The 19442-nt window shown below is 71.0% G+C and carries 11 protein-coding genes, 1 tRNA gene and 2 rRNA genes; 1 reads left to right on the top strand and 13 read right to left on the bottom strand.

Going from position 1 to position 19442, the window contains the following annotated elements; genetic code table 11:
- Window positions 1-585: 585 nt before the first annotated feature.
- From ACIP64_RS31180 to ACIP64_RS31140, 9 genes are all read right to left on the bottom strand, one after another.
- The gene (locus tag ACIP64_RS31180) at window positions 586-1062 is read right to left on the bottom strand and encodes a Dps family protein (protein ID WP_401593158.1); all 477 of its coding nucleotides are present in this window, start codon (window positions 1060-1062) and stop codon (window positions 586-588) included.
- 219 nt (window positions 1063-1281) lie between these two features.
- Window positions 1282-1671 carry a helix-turn-helix transcriptional regulator gene (locus ACIP64_RS31175; RefSeq protein WP_360917182.1) on the bottom strand — a complete coding sequence of 130 codons (390 nt, stop codon included), beginning with the start codon at window positions 1669-1671 and terminating at the stop codon, window positions 1282-1284.
- Window positions 1672-1765: 94 nt separating this feature from the next.
- The gene (locus tag ACIP64_RS31170; RefSeq protein ID WP_401593155.1) at window positions 1766-2308 is read right to left on the bottom strand and encodes a CinA family protein; all 543 of its coding nucleotides are present in this window, start codon (window positions 2306-2308) and stop codon (window positions 1766-1768) included.
- Complete coding sequence (pgsA, locus tag ACIP64_RS31165; RefSeq protein ID WP_401593153.1) at window positions 2305-3048, bottom strand: CDP-diacylglycerol--glycerol-3-phosphate 3-phosphatidyltransferase; 744 nt, start codon at window positions 3046-3048, stop codon at window positions 2305-2307. Before pgsA ends, ACIP64_RS31170 begins: the two co-directional genes overlap by 4 nt.
- The gene (gene rimO, locus ACIP64_RS31160) at window positions 3045-4535 is read right to left on the bottom strand and encodes a 30S ribosomal protein S12 methylthiotransferase RimO (RefSeq protein ID WP_401593151.1); all 1491 of its coding nucleotides are present in this window, start codon (window positions 4533-4535) and stop codon (window positions 3045-3047) included. The genes pgsA and rimO overlap by 4 nt, the downstream gene beginning before the upstream one ends.
- A gap of 114 nt (window positions 4536-4649) precedes the next feature.
- Window positions 4650-5447, bottom strand: a complete 798-nt coding sequence (locus ACIP64_RS31155) for a helix-turn-helix domain-containing protein (RefSeq protein ID WP_401593149.1) — start codon at window positions 5445-5447, stop codon at window positions 4650-4652.
- 231 nt (window positions 5448-5678) lie between these two features.
- Window positions 5679-8348 carry a DNA translocase FtsK gene (locus ACIP64_RS31150; RefSeq protein WP_401593147.1) on the bottom strand — a complete coding sequence of 890 codons (2670 nt, stop codon included), beginning with the start codon at window positions 8346-8348 and terminating at the stop codon, window positions 5679-5681.
- A gap of 113 nt (window positions 8349-8461) precedes the next feature.
- Window positions 8462-9142, bottom strand: coding sequence for a response regulator (locus ACIP64_RS31145; protein WP_360917201.1), 681 nt, complete (start codon window positions 9140-9142; stop codon window positions 8462-8464).
- A gap of 286 nt (window positions 9143-9428) precedes the next feature.
- Window positions 9429-14897, bottom strand: a complete 5469-nt coding sequence (locus ACIP64_RS31140) for a HAMP domain-containing protein (protein WP_401593145.1) — start codon at window positions 14895-14897, stop codon at window positions 9429-9431.
- Window positions 14898-15181: 284 nt separating this feature from the next.
- Here ACIP64_RS31140 and ACIP64_RS31135 point away from each other — a divergent pair, with 284 nt between their 5' ends.
- Window positions 15182-17800 carry a SpoIIE family protein phosphatase gene (locus ACIP64_RS31135; protein WP_401593143.1) on the top strand — a complete coding sequence of 873 codons (2619 nt, stop codon included), beginning with the start codon at window positions 15182-15184 and terminating at the stop codon, window positions 17798-17800.
- 78 nt (window positions 17801-17878) lie between these two features.
- On the opposite strand, the gene ACIP64_RS31130 is transcribed toward ACIP64_RS31135, so the two are convergent.
- The 4 genes from ACIP64_RS31130 to ACIP64_RS31115 all read right to left on the bottom strand — a co-directional run.
- Window positions 17879-17951 (bottom strand) — tRNA-Thr (locus tag ACIP64_RS31130).
- 62 nt (window positions 17952-18013) lie between these two features.
- Entirely contained in the window at window positions 18014-18979 is a 966-nt protein-coding gene (locus ACIP64_RS31125; protein WP_401593141.1) for a DegT/DnrJ/EryC1/StrS family aminotransferase, read from the bottom strand.
- Between the two features lie 140 nt (window positions 18980-19119).
- Window positions 19120-19236 (bottom strand): 5S ribosomal RNA (rrf, locus tag ACIP64_RS31120).
- 65 nt (window positions 19237-19301) lie between these two features.
- A 23S ribosomal RNA gene (locus ACIP64_RS31115) occupies window positions 19302-19442 on the bottom strand; the annotation flags it as partial.

The raw sequence follows: 19442 nt of genomic DNA, 5'->3' as shown, positions 1-19442 counted from the left end.
CGTGCGGCCTCAGCCGTCACGACGGGCCAGATTCATCCGCCCGACGGCGGAGTCGTCGTGCCCTGGAAGGGAGCGGCTACGCGGCCCCGGTACTCTCCCCCATGGCCATCTGCCCATGGGGGTGCCGTCCTCACGAACGGGTACCACCGCGCCGTCCGGTCCCCGCGACCACCTCGCCGAATGCATCGGGATGATGCTCAGACCCCAGCCGCCGGCTGCGACGAGGCCTTCGAAGGGACCTGCTTGGGCGGGCTGGACGGTGAGCCGGACCATGGCCCACCACCACAAGGCGCCCGCGACGAAAGCGATGACCCAGCGGACGGGCCGCCGGGCCCACAGCTCCTGAAACAGCCGAGTGACGCACATGGCCGCCTCCTTCGGAGCCCCGAGGTTGCGGCGGGAATCACCCGGGACGGATCCCGGGCTTTCCCCGTACAGAAGTGCGATCCCCGTCCGTCAAGATCCCTAGACCTCTGCCGTCCCAGCCGGCACGACGTTCACTCCACTGGCGTACACGACCGGCTACTGCCTGCGACGACCCCGGGGCTCAGGTCCACAGCGGGCGACCGTCGCCGGGCGCGGGGCTCAGGCGTTCTCGGCCTGGAACATCCAATGGTGCTTCTCGAGCTCGGCGGCCAGGCCGATCAGGATGTCCTGGCTGACCGGGTCGGCGTCCCCGGTCGCCTCGATGCCGTCCCGGACCCGCCGGACGACCGCCGCCAGCGCCTCGACCATGACGTCCACGACCTCGCCGTCCCGGATCCAGCCGTCGTGCACCTCGTGGACGAGGCTGGACTTGGCCACCGTCCCGGCCCGGCCGTCCGGCGGCACGCCGATCGCGGCGGACCGCTCCGCCACGGTGTCCGCGTGGATCCGGGCGGTGGTCACGACGTCGTCGAGCTGGAGGTGGACGGAGCGGAACCGGGGGCCGTGGACGTTCCAGTGCACCTGCTTGGCGACCAGCGACAGATCGATCAGATCCGCCAGGGTGTGCTGCAGCGCGTTGCCCACGGTCGCGCGGGCCTCCTCGGACAGGGTGCTCTTCACAACGACGCTCGTCATGCGTCCTCCAAGGTCGGTCGGGTCGGACACAGAAGATCGCCTCGCCGGCGACATCCGTACGCCTTCCCCGGGCACGCGCGGGCACGCACCCCCACCCGCAGACCGGCCGCAACGCCCCCACGCCCAAAAGCAGTCCCACCGTGCGTGCCAAGCAAGAACGAGGCCCCGGCCGGCGGTCCACCGGCCGGGGCCTCGTCCCGGAACTGCTTGTGTCGCTCCTCAGGCCGCGACGACGTCCACGGCCTCGGTGGGCGCCTTCGGCGCCTTGATGGTGACCCGCTCGTCCGGACGACCGGACGGTACGGACGGAACCGCGCCCAGCAGCGGCCGCACAGGCGCGGCTGCCGATCCGACAGCGGCAGCCGACTCGGAAAGCTCGGCAAGCGCCAGATCGTCGCTGACCTCCCGCATCACCTCGGACATCGGGACGTCCAAGGCGTCACAGATCGCGGAGAGCAGTTCGGAGGAAGCCTCCTTCTGCCCCCTCTCGACCTCCGACAGGTAGCCCAGGGAGACCCGGGCGGATGAGGAGACCTCACGCAGGGTGCGGCCCTGGCGTTGGCGCTGCCGACGCAGCACGTCACCGAGCAGGCGACGGAGCAGAATCATCGGTGGCTCCCTCCTCGGACCGCGAATTCGCAACCTTCTTGCCCCACCGTACCGCCTCCGGCGTCGGCCGTGCGGGGAGCGATGACGTGTTCACTCAGGGCTGCAAACATCCCTTCCCCCCACTCTCTTCCCTACCCTTGGCCGCCGCGGATTCGCCAGGTGTTCCCCCGCCCGTCACCAGACTCTGGTGCAACAAGGTGAGTACGGCCTCCACGGAGGAGATACGGATGGCGGTGCGGTCCCCGTTCAGCTGCAGTTTCTCGCTGACCGTCCCCCCGGGCCCGGCGACCGCGACGAACACCGTGCCGACCGGTTGGCCGTCCTGCGGATCGGGGCCGGCGACCCCGGTCGTCGCGACCCCCCAGTCGGCGCGCAGCACGCGCCGCACGCCCTCCGCCATGCCTCGGGCGACCCCCGCGTCGACGGCGCCGCGTTCGGCCAGCAGCGTCCCGTCCACGCCCAGCACGTCCCGCTTGAGCTCCGTGGCGTACGCGGTGACCGAGCCGCGGAAGCTCCGGGAGGCGCCCGGCACCGCGGTCAGTTCGGCGGCGACCAGCCCGCCGGTGAGCGATTCGGCGACCGCCAGGGTCGCGGAGCGGCTCGCCAGCAGCTCCAGGACCTCGGCGGCGGCGTTCACAGGTCCTGCCCCGGCTCCCCCGCGGACCCGGACGGCCCCGGTTCCCGGACGGCGACGGCCGCCGCCACGGCCGCCCTGGCGACGGCCGCGCGCTGCGCCGCGAGCCCGGCCCGGCGCATCACCACGGCCTGCCGCACGTAGTCGAGTCCGGTGACCACGGTGAGGAACACCGCGGCGCCCATGATCACCGCCCGGATCGTCGCCAGCGGGCCGGTCAGCACCAGGATGTACATGCCGACCGCGACGCCCTGGGTGAGCGTCTTGAGCTTGCCCCCGCGGCTGGCCGGGATGACGCCCCAGCGGATGACCCAGAAGCGCATGAGCGTGATGCCGAGCTCGCGGAAGAGGATCACCACGGTGACCCACCACGGCAGGTCGCCCAGCGCGGACAGCCCGACCAGCGCGGCACCCATGATCGCCTTGTCGGCGATCGGGTCGGCGATCTTGCCGAAGTCGGTGACCAGGCCGTAACGGCGGGCCAGCTCCCCGTCGAAGAGATCGGTGATCATCGCGATGGCGAACGCGGCCCACGCGAAGGAGCGCCAGGCCGGGTCGTGACCGTCGCCGTGCAGGAGCAGCACGACGAAGCCCGGCACCAGCACCAGCCGCACCATCGTCAGGATGTTGGCGATGTTCCACACGCTGGGCTTGGCCGCGGCCGCCGCCCCGGGCGCCCCTGCCGCCGGGGCGGAAGCGGCGGGACGGTGGTTCCCCGCGGCGGACGCCGGTACTCCCGTCATCTGTCCGCCTCCTCCGTGCCCAGCGGCTCGGCGACGAGGTCGACGCCTTCGGTGTCCACCACCTTCGCCGCGACGAACGAACCGGCCACCAGGCCCTCCGACGAGGTCAGGATGATCTGGCCGTCGGTCTCGGGTGCCTGGTGCGCGGCGCGGCCCACAGCGCCGTCCTCCTCGTCGACGGACTCGACCAGGACGTCCACGGTCGAGCCCAGGCGTTCCTCGGCGCGCTGCGCGGTCAGCTCCTCGGCGAGCCGGGAGACCCGCGCCAGCCGCTCGGCGACGACGTCCTCGGGCAGCTTGCCCTCGTAGCCCGCCGCCTCGGTGCCCTCCTCGTCGGAGTAGCCGAACACCCCGATCGCGTCGAGCCGCGCGCCGCTCAGGAAGCGCTCCAGCTCCTCCAGGTCCGCCTCGGTCTCGCCCGGGAAGCCGACGATGAAGTTCGAGCGGACACCGGCTTCCGGCGCCTTGGAGCGGATGGTGTCCAGCAGTTCCAGGAAGCGGTCGGTGTCGCCGAAGCGGCGCATGGCCCGCAGCACCTTGGGCGCCGAGTGCTGGAAGGACAGGTCGAAGTAGGGCGCGACCTTCGGCGTGGAGGTGAGCACGTCGATCAGGCCGGGCCGCATCTCGGCGGGCTGCAGGTAGCTGACCCGAACCCGCTCGATGCCCTCGACGTCCGCCAGCTCCGGCAGCAGCGTCTCCAGCAGCCGGATGTCGCCGAGGTCCTTGCCGTACGAGGTGTTGTTCTCGCTGACCAGCATGATCTCCTTGACGCCCTGACCGGCGAGCCACCGCGTCTCGCCCAGCACGTCCGAGGGGCGGCGCGAGACGAAGGAACCCCGGAAGGACGGGATCGCGCAGAACGAGCAGCGGCGGTCGCAGCCCGAGGCCAGCTTGACCGAGGCGACCGGGCTGCTGTCCAGACGGCGGCGCAGCGGCGCGCGCGGCCCGGAGGCGGGCGCCAGGCCGTCGGGGAGGTCCGCGGGCGCGGAGGCGGCCGCCTGGGCGTCCTCGGCGGCCTGGGAGTGCCCCGGCAGCGCGACGCCGGTCGCCGACTGCCGCTCGGCCGGGCTGATCGGGAGCAGCTTGCGGCGGTCCCGGGGGGTGTGCGAGGCGTGCACCCCGCCGGAGAGGATGGTCTGCAGGCGGTCGGAGATGTTGCTGTAGTCGTCGAAGCCGAGCACGCCGTCGGCCTCGGGCAGCGCCTCGGCGAGTTCCTTGCCGTACCGCTCGGCCATGCAGCCGACGGCCACGACGGCCTGTGTACGGCCGTGGGACTTGAGGTCGTTCGCCTCCAGCAGGGCGTCGACGGAGTCCTTCTTGGCGGCCTCGACGAAGCCGCAGGTGTTCACTACGGCGACGTCGGCTTCGGCGGCGTCCTCGACGAGCTGCCAGCCGTCCGCCGCCAGCCGGCCGGCGAGTTCCTCGGAATCCACCTCGTTGCGGGCGCAGCCGAGCGTGACAAGGGCGACGGTACGGGGTTCGGACATAGGCTCAGCCTACTTTGTCCCTGACGGGGCTCTGACGCGCTGCGGCGCCCGGCCCGGGGCCAGGTGCCCCGGGCCGGGCGCCGCGGTGTGCTCGCGCGCCCGTGGTGGCGGACGTCACCCGGCTTCCGGGTCGCCGGGGGTGAAGGTCAGCCGCTGGACCTGACCGGGGTCGCCCGCGGGGCCCAGGTCCTTGCCGTTGACGAAGAGGTCGACGGCGCCGGCGTTGCCGATGATGAGGTTGACCTTCTTCTTGTCGGTGAAGGTCTTGGCGTCGCCCTGCTCCAGGCTGCCCTGGTACAGCTGCTTGCCGTTGCTGTCGACGGCCTGGATCCAGCTCTTGCCGTTGTCGGCGGTGAGCTTGACCGTGACCTTGTCACCGGGGGCGGCGGCGATGGCGCTGTCGGTCGCCTCCGGTGAGGGGCTGGTCCTGCGGGTCGCGGAGGGCTTGGCGGCGGGGCTCTGCGGGGACGGCTTGCCGGCGACGGGCTGCTTGCCGCTGTCGTCGCCGCCGTTGAACAGAGTGAAGCCGACGAAACCCACGACCGCGACGATGGCCGCCACCATGGCGGCGGTCCAGTTGGGGCGGCGCGGCTCGGGCCGCATCCGCTCCGCCTCGTACAGCGGTGCTACGGGGGTGGGGGACGGTGTGCTGCCGTGCTCGGTGGAGAACTGCGCCACCAGGGCCTCGGGGTCGAGGCCCACGGCGCGCGCCAGCGCGCGGATGTGGCCGCGGGCGTAGACGTCACCGCCGCAGCGGGAGAAGTCGTCCTGTTCGATCGCATGGACAATGGGCGGCCGCACTCGGGTGGTGGAACTGACCTCGTCGACGGTGAGCCCGGCGTCGAGACGGGCTCGGGCGAGGGCACGACCGACCGAGGGACGGTCGTCGGGGGGCGGGTTGCCGATGGACACGGGTGCGCCTTTCGAGCGTGTAGCCACCTGCTGGAGACTCAGTCTAGGGGGGGTTGCAAAAGGTCGGGCAAGCGGGCGGACGTTGTTTGTCCGCCATCAGGATTGCCGTCGTGACCGGCACCGATGACGGACGGCCATACGGCTTCCCCTTGCACTAACTTGACGTACGGGCAGGAGAAACGGTTGCTCCCCGCCCACTTACGAGTGAGCTACGGATGGGCTACGAACGGGCTACGCGCCGGTCTCGCCGCGCAGGACCGCGAGCACCCCGTCCATCTCGTCCGGTTTGACCAGCACGTCGCGGGCCTTCGACCCCTCACTCGGACCGACGATCCCGCGGGATTCCATCAGGTCCATGAGCCTGCCCGCTTTCGCGAAGCCGACACGCAGTTTGCGCTGGAGCATCGAGGTCGAGCCGAACTGGGTGGAGACCACGAGCTCCGCCGCCTGGCAGAGCAGGTCGAGGTCGTCGCCGATCTCCTCGTCGATCTCCTTCTTGGGGCCGGTGCCGACCACGACGTCGTCCCGGTAAGCAGGCGTCAGCTGCGCCTTGCAGTGCTCCACGACGGCGTGGATCTCCTGCTCGGTGACGAAGGCGCCCTGCATGCGGATCGGCTTGTTCGCGCCCATCGGCAGGAACAGCCCGTCACCCTTTCCGATGAGTTTCTCGGCACCGGCCTGGTCCAGGATGACCCGGCTGTCGGCGAGCGAGGAGGTCGCGAACGCCAGCCGCGAGGGCACGTTGGCCTTGATGAGACCGGTCACCACGTCCACGGACGGCCGCTGGGTGGCCAGCACCAGGTGGATGCCGGCCGCGCGGGCGAGCTGCGTGATGCGGACGATCGCGTCCTCCACGTCCCGCGGCGCGACCATCATCAGGTCGGCCAGCTCGTCCACGATCACCAGCAGATAGGGGTACGGGGCCAGCTCGCGCTCGCTGCCCGCCGGCGGCTTCGCCTTGCCGCTGCGCACCGCCGCGTTGAAGTCGTCGATGTGCCGGAAGCCGTAGGCGGCAAGGTCGTCGTAGCGCAGGTCCATCTCGCGCACGACCCACTGGAGCGCCTCGGCGGCCCGCTTGGGGTTGGTGATGATCGGCGTGATGAGGTGCGGGACGCCCTCGTACGCGGTCAGTTCCACGCGCTTGGGGTCGACCAGCACCATGCGCACCTCGTCCGGCGTGGACCGGGCGAGCACCGAGGTGATGAGGCAGTTGATGCAGGAGGACTTGCCGGAGCCGGTGGCCCCCGCGACGAGGATGTGCGGCATCTTCGCGAGGTTGGCCATCACATAGCCACCCTCCACGTCCTTGCCGAGGGCGACCGTCATCGGGTGCTCCTCGCCGGCGGCGTCCGCCGACCGGAGCACGTCGCCGAGGTTGACCATCTCCCGGTCGCTGTTGGGGATCTCGATGCCGACCGCGGACTTGCCGGGGATCGGGCTGATGATCCGCACGTCGGGGCTGGCGACGGCGTACGCGATGTTCTTGGCGAGCGCGGTGATCCGCTCGACCTTGACGGCCTGTCCGAGTTCCACCTCGTAGCGGGTGACCGTCGGCCCCCGGGTGAAGCCGGTGACCGCCGCGTCGACCTTGAACTGCGAGAAGACGCTCTTGAGCGACTCCACCACCGCGTCGTTGGCGGCGCTGCGGGTACGTCCGGGGCCGCCGCGCTCCAGCACGTCCAGGGAGGGCAGGGAGTACGTGATGTCGCCCGACAGCTGCAACTGCTCGGCGCGCGGCGGCAGGGGCTGCCCGGCGTCGGGCGCCGCCTTCTTGGTGAGGTCCGGCACGGAGCGCCCGGAGCGGTCGCCGGTGGCCTCCGCGGTGTCGGCGGACCCGTCGTCCCGGGCCGGCGGCACCGACTGGTGCACGAGGTCCGCGACGACGGAGGAGCCGGGCACGCCGTACGTCAGCGCGCCGTCGAGGTCCGCGGCGACGCCGTAGGCGAGGTCGACGGTGCCGAGGCCGCCGGGCGTCAGGTCGGGCAGCGGGGGCTGCTCTTGGCGGCGCCGGCCGCGGCGCCGGGGCGCGGCCTCCGGGCCGCCCGGTCCGGCGGCGGGCTCGTCCTCGAACAGGTCGCCGAACGGGACGGCGTCCTCGTCGGGCTCATCCTCCGGCCGCACCTCGACCAGGCCGAGCCGTACGCCGGCCTCCCGCAGGCGGCGCGGGATGGCGTTGACGGGGGTCGCGGTGGTGACCAGCAGGCCGAAGAAGGTCAGCAGCGTCAGCAGGGCGACCGCCAGCGGGGCCCCCACCGTGTAGCGCAGCGGCGCGGAGGCCGCCCACCCGATGAGCCCTCCGGCGTCCCGGATCGCGTCGGCGCCCTGGCCCCGGCCCGGCGAACCGCAGCCGATGTGCACCAGGCCGAGCACGCCCACGGCGAGCGTGGACAGGCCGATGACGATCCGCCCGTTGGCGTCCGACTGCTGGGGGTGGCGCATCAGGCGCCAGACGACGGCACCCAGGAGGACCGGCACCAGCAGGTCCAACCGGCCGAACAGCCCGGTGATCAGTATCTCGACCAGGTCGCCCACCGGACCCTGCAGATCGGACCAGGTCCCGGTGGCGACGACGAGCGCGAGGCCGAACAGCAGCAGCGCGAGCCCGTCCTTGCGGTGGGCCGGGTCGAGACCGCGCGCGCCCCGGCCCACGCCCCGGAAGAGCGCGCCGACGCCGTGCGCGAGGCCCAGCCACAGCGCCCGGGTGAGCCGGTAGACGGCCCCGGTCGGTGAGGGTGCGGGCTTGGGCGCGGGTTTGGCGGGGGGTGCCGCCTTCTTGGCGGGGGCCTTCTTGGCCGGTGCCTTCTTCGCCGCCGGCTGCTTGGCGGCGGCCTTCTTCGCCGCGGGCCTGGCCGCAGGTTTGGCGGCAGCCTTCTTCGCGGTGCCGGACGTACGTGGGGCCATGGTGCGAGGTTACCGTTCCGTCCCGTGCGCGACACCCGTGGCCGCACATACGCCCGTTCGTGTCGCGCCCCGTACGCGTCAAGGGTGACGGGCCGTCAAAGGACCGGCAGGAGTCACTCTTGCGAGGGAATTTTCTTGTCGCCCGAGCCGGTGCCCGGCTCCAGCGCGTCCAGCGCCCGGCGCAGTCCGGTCAGCTTGCGCTCCAGATGGGCCGCGGTCGCCACCGCCGCCGCGTCCGCCGACTCGTCCAACTGCTTGGACAGCGCCTCCGCCTGCTCCTCCACCGCCGCCAGCCGCGCGGACAGCTCGGCGAGCAGGCCGACCGGCTCCTTGGCGCCGCCCGCACCCTGCCGGGAGCCCTGCTCCAGTTGCAGCCGCAGCAGGGCGGCCTGCTCGCGCAACTGGCAGTTCTTCATGTAGAGCTCGACGAAGACCGAGACCTTGGCGCGCAGCACCCACGGGTCGAAGGGCTTGGAGATGTAGTCGACCGCGCCGGCCGCGTAGCCGCGGAAGGTGTGGTGCGGACCGTGGTTGATCGCCGTGAGGAAGATGATCGGGATGTCCCGCGTGCGCTCCCGGCGCTTGATGTGCGCCGCAGTCTCGAACCCGTCCATGCCCGGCATCTGGACATCGAGCAGGATCACCGCGAAGTCGTCGGTGAGCAGCGCCTTGAGCGCTTCCTCCCCGGACGATGCCCGCACCAGTGTCTGATCGAGCGCGGAGAGGATGGCCTCCAGCGCCAGCAGATTCTCCGGCCGGTCATCGACCAGGAGGATCTTGGCCTTCTGCACCATGGCCCGCCCTCCTCGTCCCGGCACTGCACCGGGTGCCGCCCCCATGGACGACTCCTGAGCGCCGTCCGTCCTTGTGCCGGTCATGGTAGCCGCACCCCGCTGTCCGCCACACCCTGTCACCGCCATGTCACTGTGCACGTAGCAGAAACGCAAGCGGGGACCAGAAGGTTCCCCGTTTCCCGCACCCTCACACCTCCGTGAGCACTCCGTGTCATGACCGCGGCCGGCCGCACCGCCGCGGTGACCACCGCACGGGCGGTCACCGCGTCCGTCGTCCGACGCTCCGTCACCGCGCGTGCATCCACTGCTCCATCACCGCGAGCAGGTGGTCGGTGTCCACCGGTTTGGCGACATAGTCGGACGCACCGGACTCGATGCTCTTCTCCCGGTCGCCCTTCATCGCCTTTGCCGTGAGGGCGATGATCGGCAGCCCCGCGAACTGCGGCATCCTGCGGATCGCCGCCGTCGTCGCGTACCCGTCCATCTCCGGCATCATGATGTCCATCAGCACGACCGCGACATCGTCGTGCTGCTCCAGCACCTCGATGCCCTCCCGGCCGTTCTCCGCGTACAGCACCGTGAGCCCGTGCTGCTCCAACACGCTGGTCAATGCGAAGACATTGCGGATGTCGTCGTCGACGATGAGCACCTTCTCGCCACTGAATCCCCCCGCGAAGCCGGTGTACGCGTCGGAGTGCGCCCCGTCCACCCACGACTCGGCGGCCGGCGGCGGCTGCCGGTCCGGCTGCCCCTGGGCGATGGGCCGCTCGGTGAGGGCCGAGCGGCGGCGCAGCCGCGCAAGGCTGCTTCCCGCGCCGCCGCGCCGCCCGCCGGTGTGCGCGGGACCGGTGCCGCGCAGCGGTTCGGCGTAGGCGTCCGGCTCGGCGAAGGGCTCGCCGGGCGGGAGTTGCGCGTAGCCGTGCGGCGGCAGTTCACCGCTGTTGAGCGGCAGGTAGAGGGTGAACGTCGAGCCGCGGCCGGGCTGGCTGTCGGCGTGGATCTCGCCGCCGAGCAGCCGCGCGATCTCCCGGCTGATGGACAGGCCGAGGCCCGTGCCGCCGTACTTGCGGCTGGTGGTGCCGTCGGCCTGCTTGAACGCCTCGAAGATGACCCGCATCTTGCTGGCCGCGATGCCGATGCCGGTGTCGGTGACCGAGAAGGCGATCAGCGGCTCGTCCGGGGCCCGCAGCGAACCGGACTCCAGCAGCTGTTCCCGGATCGCCTGCGGCGCCTCCTGGCCGGCCGGGCGGATCACCAGCTCCACCGACCCGCTGTCGGTGAACTTCACCGCGTTGGACAGCAGGTTGCGCAGCACCTGGAGCAGCCGCTGCTCGTCGGTGTGGAGCGTCGCGGGCAGTTCCGGGGAGACCCGGACCGAGAAGTCCAGGCCCTTCTCGGCCGTCAGCGGCCGGAAGGTGGCCTCGACGTAGTCCACGAGCTGCACGAGGGCGATCCGGGTCGGGCTGACGTCCATCTTGCCCGCCTCGACCTTCGACAGGTCGAGGATGTCGTTGATCAGCTGGAGCAGGTCGGAGCCCGCGCCGTGGATCGTCTCGGCGAACTCGACCTGCTTCGGCGACAGGTTGCCCTCGGCGTTGTCCGCGAGCAGCTTGGCCAGGATGAGCAGCGAGTTGAGCGGGGTGCGCAGCTCGTGCGACATGTTGGCCAGGAACTCGGACTTGTACCGCATGGAGACCGCGAGCTGCTCCGCGCGCTCCTCCAGCACCTGGCGGGCGTCCTCGATCTCGGTGTTCTTCACCTCGATGTCGCGGTTCTGACGCGCCAGCAGCTCGGCCTTCTCCTCCAGCTCGGTGTTGGAGATCTGGAGCTGCTTCTGCCGGTTCTCCAGCTCCGCGGAGCGCTCCCGCAGCTGCTCGGTCAGCTCCTGGGACTGCTTGAGCAGGTACTCGGTCTTGGTGTTGACGCTGATGGTGTTGACGCTCACCGCGATCATGTCGGTGATCTGGCCGAGGAAGTCCTTCTGGATCTGCGTGAACGGCTGGAACGAGGCCAGCTCGATCACCCCGAGCACCCGGTCCTCGAACAGCACCGGCAGCACGATGACGTGCGCCGGGGGCGCTTCTCCGAGCCCGGAGGAGATCCGCAGATAGCCCGGCGGCACGTTCTCCACCAGGATGCTGCGCTTCTCCACCGCGGCCGTGCCGATCAGGCCCTCACCGGGCAGGAAGACGGTGGGCATCGTCCGTGGCGAGAAGCCGTAGCTGCCGATCAGGCGCAGCTCGTACTCCTCGGCGATGTCCTCGGTGGCCGGCTCCTCGGCGAGGAAAAAGGCACCGTGCTGGGCCGAGACGACCGGCGTCAGCTCGCTCATGATGAGGCCGCCGACGTCGTTGAGGTCGCGGCGGCCCTGCATCAGACCGGAGATGCGGGCGAGGTTGCCCTTCAGCCAGTCCTGCTCCTTGTTGGCGAGCGTGGTCTCGCGGAGCCGGACGATCATGGTGTTGATGTAGTCCTGCAGCTCCAGGATCTCGCCGGCCGCGTCCACGTCCGTGCGGATGTTGAGGTCGCCGCGGGTCACCGCGGTGGCCACCTGGGCGATGTTGCGCACCTGACGGGTCAGGTTGTTGGCCATCAGGTTGACGGACTCGGTGAGGTCCTTCCAGATGCCCGAGACACCCGGCACGCGCGCCTGGCCGCCGAGGCGGCCCTCGGTGCCCACCTCGCGGGCCACTCGCGTGACCTCGTCACCGAAGGCGGACAGCTGGTCGACCATCGTGTTGATGGTGGTCTTGAGCTCCAGGATCTCGCCGTGCGCGTCGACGTCGATCTTCTTGGACAGGTCGCCGCGGGCCACCGCGGTGGTGACCATCGCGATGTTGCGGACCTGGCCGGTCAGGTTGGACGCCATGTTGTTGACGGACTCGGTGAGGTCCTTCCACGAGCCGGACACTCCCGGCACGCGGGCCTGACCGCCGAGGATGCCGTCCGTGCCCACCTCGCGGGCCACTCGCGTGACCTCGTCACCGAAGGCGGACAGCGTGTCGACCATCGTGTTGATGGTCTCGGCGAGCTGGGCGACCTCGCCGCGCGCCTCGACGGTGATCTTCTTGGTGAGGTCGCCGTTGGCGACCGCCGTGGCCACGGAGGAGATCGAACGCACCTGACCGGTCAGGTTGTTGGCCATCAGGTTGACGTTGTCGGTGAGGTCCTTCCAGATGCCGGAGACGTCCCGCACCCGGGCCTGGCCGCCGAGGATGCCGTCGGTGCCCACCTCGCGGGCCACGCGCGTGACCTCGTCGGCGAAGGCGGACAGCGTGTCGACCATCGTGTTGACGGTCGTCACCAGGGCGAGGATCTCGCCCTTGGCGTCGACGGTGATCTTCTTCGACAGGTCGCCCTGCGCGACCGCCGTGGTGACCTCGGCGATGTTGCGCACCTGCATGGTCAGGTTGTTGGCCATGAAGTTGACCGACTGGGTCAGGTCCTTCCACGTACCCGACACGCCCTTGACCTCGGCCTGACCGCCCAGGATGCCGTCGGTGCCCACCTCGCGGGCCACCCGGGTCACCTGGTCGGCGAACGCCGACAGCTGGTCGACCATCGTGTTGAGGACGTTCTTCAGCTCCAGGATCTCGCCGCGCGCGTCGACGTCGATCTTCTGCGACAGGTCACCGCGGGCCACCGCGGTCGCGACCTGGGCGATGTTGCGCACCTGGGCGGTGAGGTTGCCGGCCATGCCGTTCACCGAGTCCGTCAGGTCGCGCCACACACCGGCCACGCCGGGCACCTGCGCCTGGCCGCCGAGGCGGCCCTCGGTGCCCACCTCGCGGGCCACCCGGGTCACCTGCTCGGCGAACGCCGACAGCTGGTCGACCATCGTGTTGATGGTGTTCTTCAGCTCCAGGATCTCGCCGCGCGCGTCCACGTCGACCTTCTGCGACAGGTCACCGCGGGCCACGGCCGTCGTCACCTGGGCGATCTGGCGGACCTGCGAGGTCAGGTTGCCCGCCATGAAGTTGACGGAGTCCGTCAGCTCCTTCCACACGCCGCTCACGCCGTCGACGCGCGCCTGACCGCCGAGCCGGCCCTCGGTGCCCACGTCGCGCGCCATGCGCGTGACCTGGTTGGCGAAGGAGGACAGCTGGTCGACCATCCGGTTCACGGTGTTCTTCAGCTCCAGCATCTCGCCGGAGACGTCCACCGTGACCTTCTGCGACAGGTCGCCGTTGGCGACCGCCGTCGTCACCTGGGCGATGTTGCGCACCTGGCCGGTCAGGTTGCGGAAGGCGGTGTTCACCGAATCCGTCAGGTCCTTCCACAGACCCGCCGCACCCGGCACCTGCGCCTGGCCGCCCAGCTCACCCTCGACACCGACCTCCCGGGCCACCCGGGTCACCTCGGCGCCGAAGGCCGACAGCTGGTCGACCATCGTGTTCACGGTGTTCTTCAGCTCCAGCATCTCGCCGGAGACGACCACGGTGACCTTCTGCGACAGGTCGCCGTTGGCGACCGCCGTCGTCACCTGCGCGATGTCGCGCACCTGGCCGGTCAGGTTGCGGAAGGCCATGTTCACCGAGTCGGTGAGGTCCTTCCAGATGCCCGCGGCGCCCGGCACCTGCGCCTGGCCGCCGAGGCGGCCCTGCGCGCCGACCTCGCCGGCGACGCGGGTCACCTCGTCGGCGAAGGTGCGCAGGGTCTCGGTCATCGCGTTCACGGTCTCGGCGAGCTGCGCGACCTCGCCGCGCGCGCCGATGGTGATCTTCTGCGACAGGTCGCCGTTGGCGACCGCCGTCGTGACCTGCGCGATGTCGCGCACCTGGGCCGTCAGATTGCCGGCCATCAGGTTGACGGAGTCGGTCAGGTCCTTCCACACGCCGTCGACGCCGGCCACCTTGGCCTGGCCGCCGAGCTGGCCCTCGGTGCCCACCTCGCGGGCCACCCGGGTCACCTCGGACGCGAAGGAGGACAGCTGGTCCACCATCGTGTTGACGGTGTTCTTCAGCTCCAGCATCTCGCCGGCCACGTGCACGGTGACCTTGCGCGACAGGTCGCCCTTGGCGACCGCCGTCGTCACCAGCGCGATGTCGCGCACCTGCGCCGTCAGCCGGGAGGCCATGGTGTTGACCGAGTCGGTCAGGTCCTTCCAGGAGCCGGCCATGCCGCGCACCCGGGCCTGGCCGCCGAGCTTGCCCTCGGTGCCGACCTCGCTGGCCACCCTGGTCACCTCGTCGGTGAACGTGGACAGCTGGTCGACCAGCCCGTTGACCGTGCGCCCGACCTTGAGGAACTCGCCGCGCAGCGGGTGCGCGGCGCCGTCCGGCCCCTGCGAGCGCAGCTCCATGCGCTGCTCCAGGTCGCCCTCGGCGACCGCCGACAGCACGCGGCCGACCTCGGACATGGGCCGCACGAGATCGTCCACCAGCGCGTTGGAGGCGTCGATGGCGGCCGCCCACGAGCCCTCGCACGCCCCCGTCTCCAGGCGCTCCGCGAGCTTGCCCTCCCGGCCGACGACCCGGCGGACCCGGGCGAGCTCACCGGTGAGGTGCTGGTTGCGGTCGGCGACCTCGTTGAACACGGCGGCGATCTCCGCCATGACGCCGTCGCCGGTGACCGTGAGCCGCTTGCGGAAGTTGCCGTCCCGCATCGACTCCAGGGCGGACAGCAATCTGTGCAGTGCGGCCGAGTCCACCTCGACGGTCCCATTGGTGCGCGAACGCGCATGCTTCACCCGCGCGGAACCACCCCGCTTCGCCGCGGGTGCCGCGCCGCCTCGCGCCGATGCGCCAGACTCCACCGTGTCCCTCCCGGAGGGTCGACCGAACTGCATGTGCCTCGTTCAGGCATGCCCAGTGTTTCACCATGCCCGCACCCGGCCATAACAGTTCGGCAGCATCGCATATGACCGTCGCCACGATCGGGGCAGGAACACCCCCAACCGGCACACGCGTGGTCGCCGGGGGTAAGTAACCTGGCATGCGGTTGCCCACCTTGGGCCGGGCGTACACCTCGAAGTGGGGGCCGGTGGTGACAGTACAGCGGATGACACATGGTGACGTCCCCGGACAAACAAGGAGATCTGTGATCACGGCGCGCGCAGCGGCCACCTTCGAGCCGGTGGGACGCTCGGTCGCCACCGCACGCGCTTTCGTCCGCGACACGCTCCAGGGCTGGGGCTTCGCCGAGGTCGTCGACGACGCCGTCGTCCTCACCAGCGAACTGGTCACGAACGCCGTGGTCCACGCGGGAACCGCCGCCGACGTCCAGTGCCTGCGCTACGAATCCGCCGTCCGCATCGAGGTCGCCGACCGCTACCCCGAGCGCGAGCTGCCGCTGCACGACGCCAAGAAGCAGATCCACCCCGACCACGAGGGCGGCCGCGGCCTGCTCCTGTGCTCGGCCCTCGCCGCCCGCTGGGGCGTGGAGTACACGCCGGCCAACAAGCACGTCTGGTTCCACCTGGACCTGCCCCAGCGCCCCGCCGGCACCCGCTCCGCCGGACCGGCCCTGCCCGCCGCCGCCCTGCCGCTCGCCGACGAGCAGGTCCGTGTCGCCGTCGTCCAGGTCGACCGTGCCGGCATCATCACGCGCTGGAACCAGGACGCCGCCGAACTCTTCGGCCACCCCGACGAGCAGATCGTCGGCAAGCCGCTCGGCGATCTCGCCGCCTGGCCGCAGACCCCCGGCACCGGCCACGGCATCGCCGAGGCCCTGCTGCTCTCCCGCTGGGAGGGCAGTTACGGCGTCCGCGGCGCCGACGGCCGCATCATGCCGGTGTACGGCACCCACTTGCGCGTCCGCGACACCTCCGGCGAGCCCTCCACCGTCTGCCTGCTGGTGCGCGAGGACGCGCGTGCCGTGCTGCAGAACCCCGGACGCGGCGGCGGCGTCTCCGCCGACGGCGGCATGGACCGCGGCAAGGCCGCCGACCCCTTCGAGTCGTTCATCGGCTCCCCCGCGCCCGACGACCTCGACGGCCTGCTCCAGCGCACCGTGGAGCGCGCCCGCGACATGCTCGACGGCGACGCCGCCTACCTGCTGCTCGCCACCGACGACGAGACCGAGTTGGAGGTACGCGCCTCCACCGGCCTCCCCTCGGCCCGTCAGCGCTTCGCCCGCGTCCCCGTGGAGGCCGGCACCGGCCGCTACGGCAGCGCCCGCATGCCCGCCGTCCACGAGGACCTGACGGCCGTCCCCGGCGCCGTCCCGCTGCTCGCCGGCACCGGCATGCGGTCCGTCATCACCGTGCCGCTCAAGGTCGAAGGACGCCTCACCGGATCCCTCGGCGTCGCCGCCGAGACCCCCGGCCGCTACAGCAACGAGGAGGCCCTGCGGCTCCAGTTCGCCGCGGACCGCATCGCCCTCGCCGTCGAGAGCGCCCGGCTCACGGAGCTCGAACGCCTGCGCCGCGGCTCGCTGTCCTTCCTCGTCGAGGCCTCCGACCTGCTGGCCGGCACCCTGGAACGCGACCAGACCCTCGCGCTGATGGCCCAGATGACGGTGCCCACCCTGGCCAGTTGGTGCGCCGTCTACACCATCGCCGACCAGGCCTCCGAGCCCGAACTCGCCTTCGTCCTGCACGAGGACGAGGACCGCATCGACGGCATCAAGGCGCTCCTGTCCCGCCTCGCCCCGCCCCGGCCCGACCCCACGCCCGGCGCACGCATCTGGACCGCCCCGTCCGACGCCGCCCACTCCACGGCCCTGCGCGCCTCCCTGCGCAGCCTCGGGCTCGGCGAGACGGGGCGGCCCGCCGCCGGCCCCGGCACGGCCCTGGCGACCGCCGCCGCGGTCGGCGGCGAGACCGTCGTGCTGCCCCTGGTGGCCCGCAACCGCGTCATCGGGATGCTGACCCTCGGCAGGGCCGCCGACGAACGCTTCCGGCAGGAGATCCTCGAACTCGCCGAGGACCTCTCCCGCCGCGCCGCCCTCGCCCTGGACAACGCCCGCCTCTACAGCGAGCGCACGGCCATCAGCCAGTCCCTCCAGCGCAGCCTCCTGCCGCCCGGCCTGCCGGTCATCCCCGGTGTCGAGGTCGAGGTGGTCTACCGCGCAGCCGGCGAGGGCAACGAGGTCGGCGGCGACTTCTACGACGTCTTCCCGATCCGCGACGGCTGCTGGGGCTTCGCCATCGGCGACGTCTGCGGCACCGGCCCCGAGGCCGCCGCCGTCACCGGCCTCGCCCGGCACGCGCTGCGCCTGCTCGCCCGCGAGGGCTTCAGCGGGCCGTCCGTCCTGGAACGCCTCAACGCGGCCATCCTCGACGAGGGCTCCCGCAGCCGCTTCCTGACCCTCCTGTACGGCGAGTTGTGGCCCCAGGCCGACGGCAGCGCCGAACTGAAGGTCGTCTGCGCCGGCCACCCGCTGCCGCTCCGTCTGCGCCAGACCGGCGCCGTCGAGCCCGCGGCCGAGCCCCAGCCCCTGCTCGGCGTCATCGAGGACCTCGAACTCGTCGAGCAGAACGTCACTCTCGCCCCCGGTGACGTGCTGCTCTGCGTCACCGACGGCGTCACCGAACGCCGCGAGGGCACCCGCATGCTCGGTGACGACGGCCTCGCCGACGTCCTGGCCACCTGCACGGGCCTCACCGCCGGTGCCGTCGCAGCCCGTATCCAGCGCGCGGTGGAGCGCTTCGCCTCCGACGCGCCCTCCGACGACATGGCCATTCTCGCCATGCGCGTTCCGGAACTGCCCGCGTAGCCCTGCACCGACGAACACCAAAATGAAGCACCAAAATGAAGAAGGCCCCCGCCGAATGGCGGGGGCCTTCTTTCTCTGAGCCCCAATACGGAATCGAACCGTAGACCTTCTCCTTACCATGGAGACGCTCTGCCGACTGAGCTATTGGGGCGCGTCGACGTGAAGGATCTTAACCCATCGACCGCCGGGTTCGGAAATCCGCCCGGCGTCCACTCAGAGCAGTCCGCCGAGGGTGTTGCACGCCTCGGCCATCCGCTTCAACTCCTTCTCCGTGAGCCCGGGGTGGACCGGCAGGGACAGCGTCTCGCCGGAGGCCGCCTCGGTCCGCGGCAGGAAGGACTGCGACCGGTACTTCGGCATCCGGTGCACCGGGGTCGGGATGCTCACATCGGCCCGCACGCCGCGGGAGGCCAGCGCCATCGCGAACGCGTCGCGGTCGGGGCGGCCGTTGCCCGGTATGCGGACCGTGTAGCGGTGGTAGACGTGGTGCGCGCCCGGCTCGACGTACGGCACCAGCACGCCCGTCAGGGCGGAGTCCAGGTACCGGCAGTGGGCCCGCTGCCGCGCGATCGAGCCCTCCAGCTTGCGCAGCGCGGCGCGTCCGCTCGCGGCCCGGTTGTCGGCGAGTCGCGCCGCCGAGTGCGCACCGTCCCTCAAACGCTTGACGCAGGAGGCCAGTTCGGGGTGCTCCGTGGTCACCACGGCGCCCTCCGCGAGGGCGAAGACGCTCAGCGCGCCGTACGTGCCGACCCGCCGGCCGGCAAGCGTCGCGGCCTGCGCCTGGGTGGCGTCCTCGACGATCGCCAGGCCGTGCCGCGCCGCCAGGTCCGCGAGCTGGTCGACGGCCGCGGGATGACCGAACAGGTGCACCGGCAGGATCGCCACCGTCAGCGGCGTGATCGCCGCAGCGACGGCCTCCGGGTCGAGGCAGAAGGTGAGCGGATCGATGTCCGCGAACACGGGCACCGCGCCGACCAGCCGGACCGCGTCCGCGGTCTCCACCGGGGCGAACGACGGGAGGATCACTTCCTCGCCGGCACCGATACCCAGCGACAGCAGCGCAAGGTGAAGGGCGGAGGTCGCGGAATCCACCGCGACGGTATGGCGATCGTCCACCGCCGAGGAGAACTCGTCCTCGAGCGCCGCGACTTCAGCACCCCGATCCAGGAACTGCTGCATCAGGCCCACCTCCACTTGCCCGTCAACGCCAGGATTACGGTGACCGGTGAGTGGATGCTGATCTCAACATGAACAACGGGTGTTGCCCACGCAAATAGCCGTGCCCCCGGACAGAAGTCCGGGGGCACGGCTGAAGAATTGTTCGGCGGCGTCCTACTCTCCCACAGGGTCCCCCCTGCAGTACCATCGGCGCTGAAAGGCTTAGCTTCCGGGTTCGAAATGTAACCGGGCGTTTCCCTAACGCTATGACCACCGAAACACTATGAAACTGTACGAACCGGGGTTCGTTGTTTCAGAACTACACAGTGGACGCGAGCAACCTATGGACAAGCCCTCGGCTTATTAGTACCGGTCAGCTCCACCCATTACTGGGCTTCCACATCCGGCCTATCAACCCAGTCGTCTACTGGGAGCCTTAACCCCTCAAGGGGGTGGGAGTCCTCATCTCGAAGCAGGCTTCCCG

The sequence above is a fragment of the Streptomyces sp. NPDC088733 genome (assembly GCF_044751185.1).
Lineage (GTDB): Bacteria > Actinomycetota > Actinomycetes > Streptomycetales > Streptomycetaceae > Actinacidiphila.
The sequence above is the reverse complement of the archived record's forward strand: the minus strand, read 5'-3'. Positions and strand labels throughout refer to the sequence as shown.

Bases quoted from the DNA above. Each gene is read 5' to 3' on its own strand.
- ACIP64_RS31180 (WP_401593158.1), bottom strand. From the start codon at position 1,062: ATGACGAGCGTCGTTGTGAAGAGCACCCTGTCCGAGGAGGCCCGCGCG.
- ACIP64_RS31175 (WP_360917182.1), bottom strand. From the start codon at position 1,671: ATGATTCTGCTCCGTCGCCTGCTCGGTGACGTGCTGCGTCGGCAGCGC.
- pgsA (WP_401593153.1), bottom strand. From the start codon at position 3,048: ATGACGGGAGTACCGGCGTCCGCCGCGGGGAACCACCGTCCCGCCGCT.
- rimO (WP_401593151.1), bottom strand. From the start codon at position 4,535: ATGTCCGAACCCCGTACCGTCGCCCTTGTCACGCTCGGCTGCGCCCGC.
- ACIP64_RS31150 (WP_401593147.1), bottom strand. From the start codon at position 8,348: ATGGCCCCACGTACGTCCGGCACCGCGAAGAAGGCTGCCGCCAAACCT.
- ACIP64_RS31145 (WP_360917201.1), bottom strand. From the start codon at position 9,142: ATGGTGCAGAAGGCCAAGATCCTCCTGGTCGATGACCGGCCGGAGAAT.
- ACIP64_RS31125 (WP_401593141.1), bottom strand. From the start codon at position 18,979: ATGCAGCAGTTCCTGGATCGGGGTGCTGAAGTCGCGGCGCTCGAGGAC.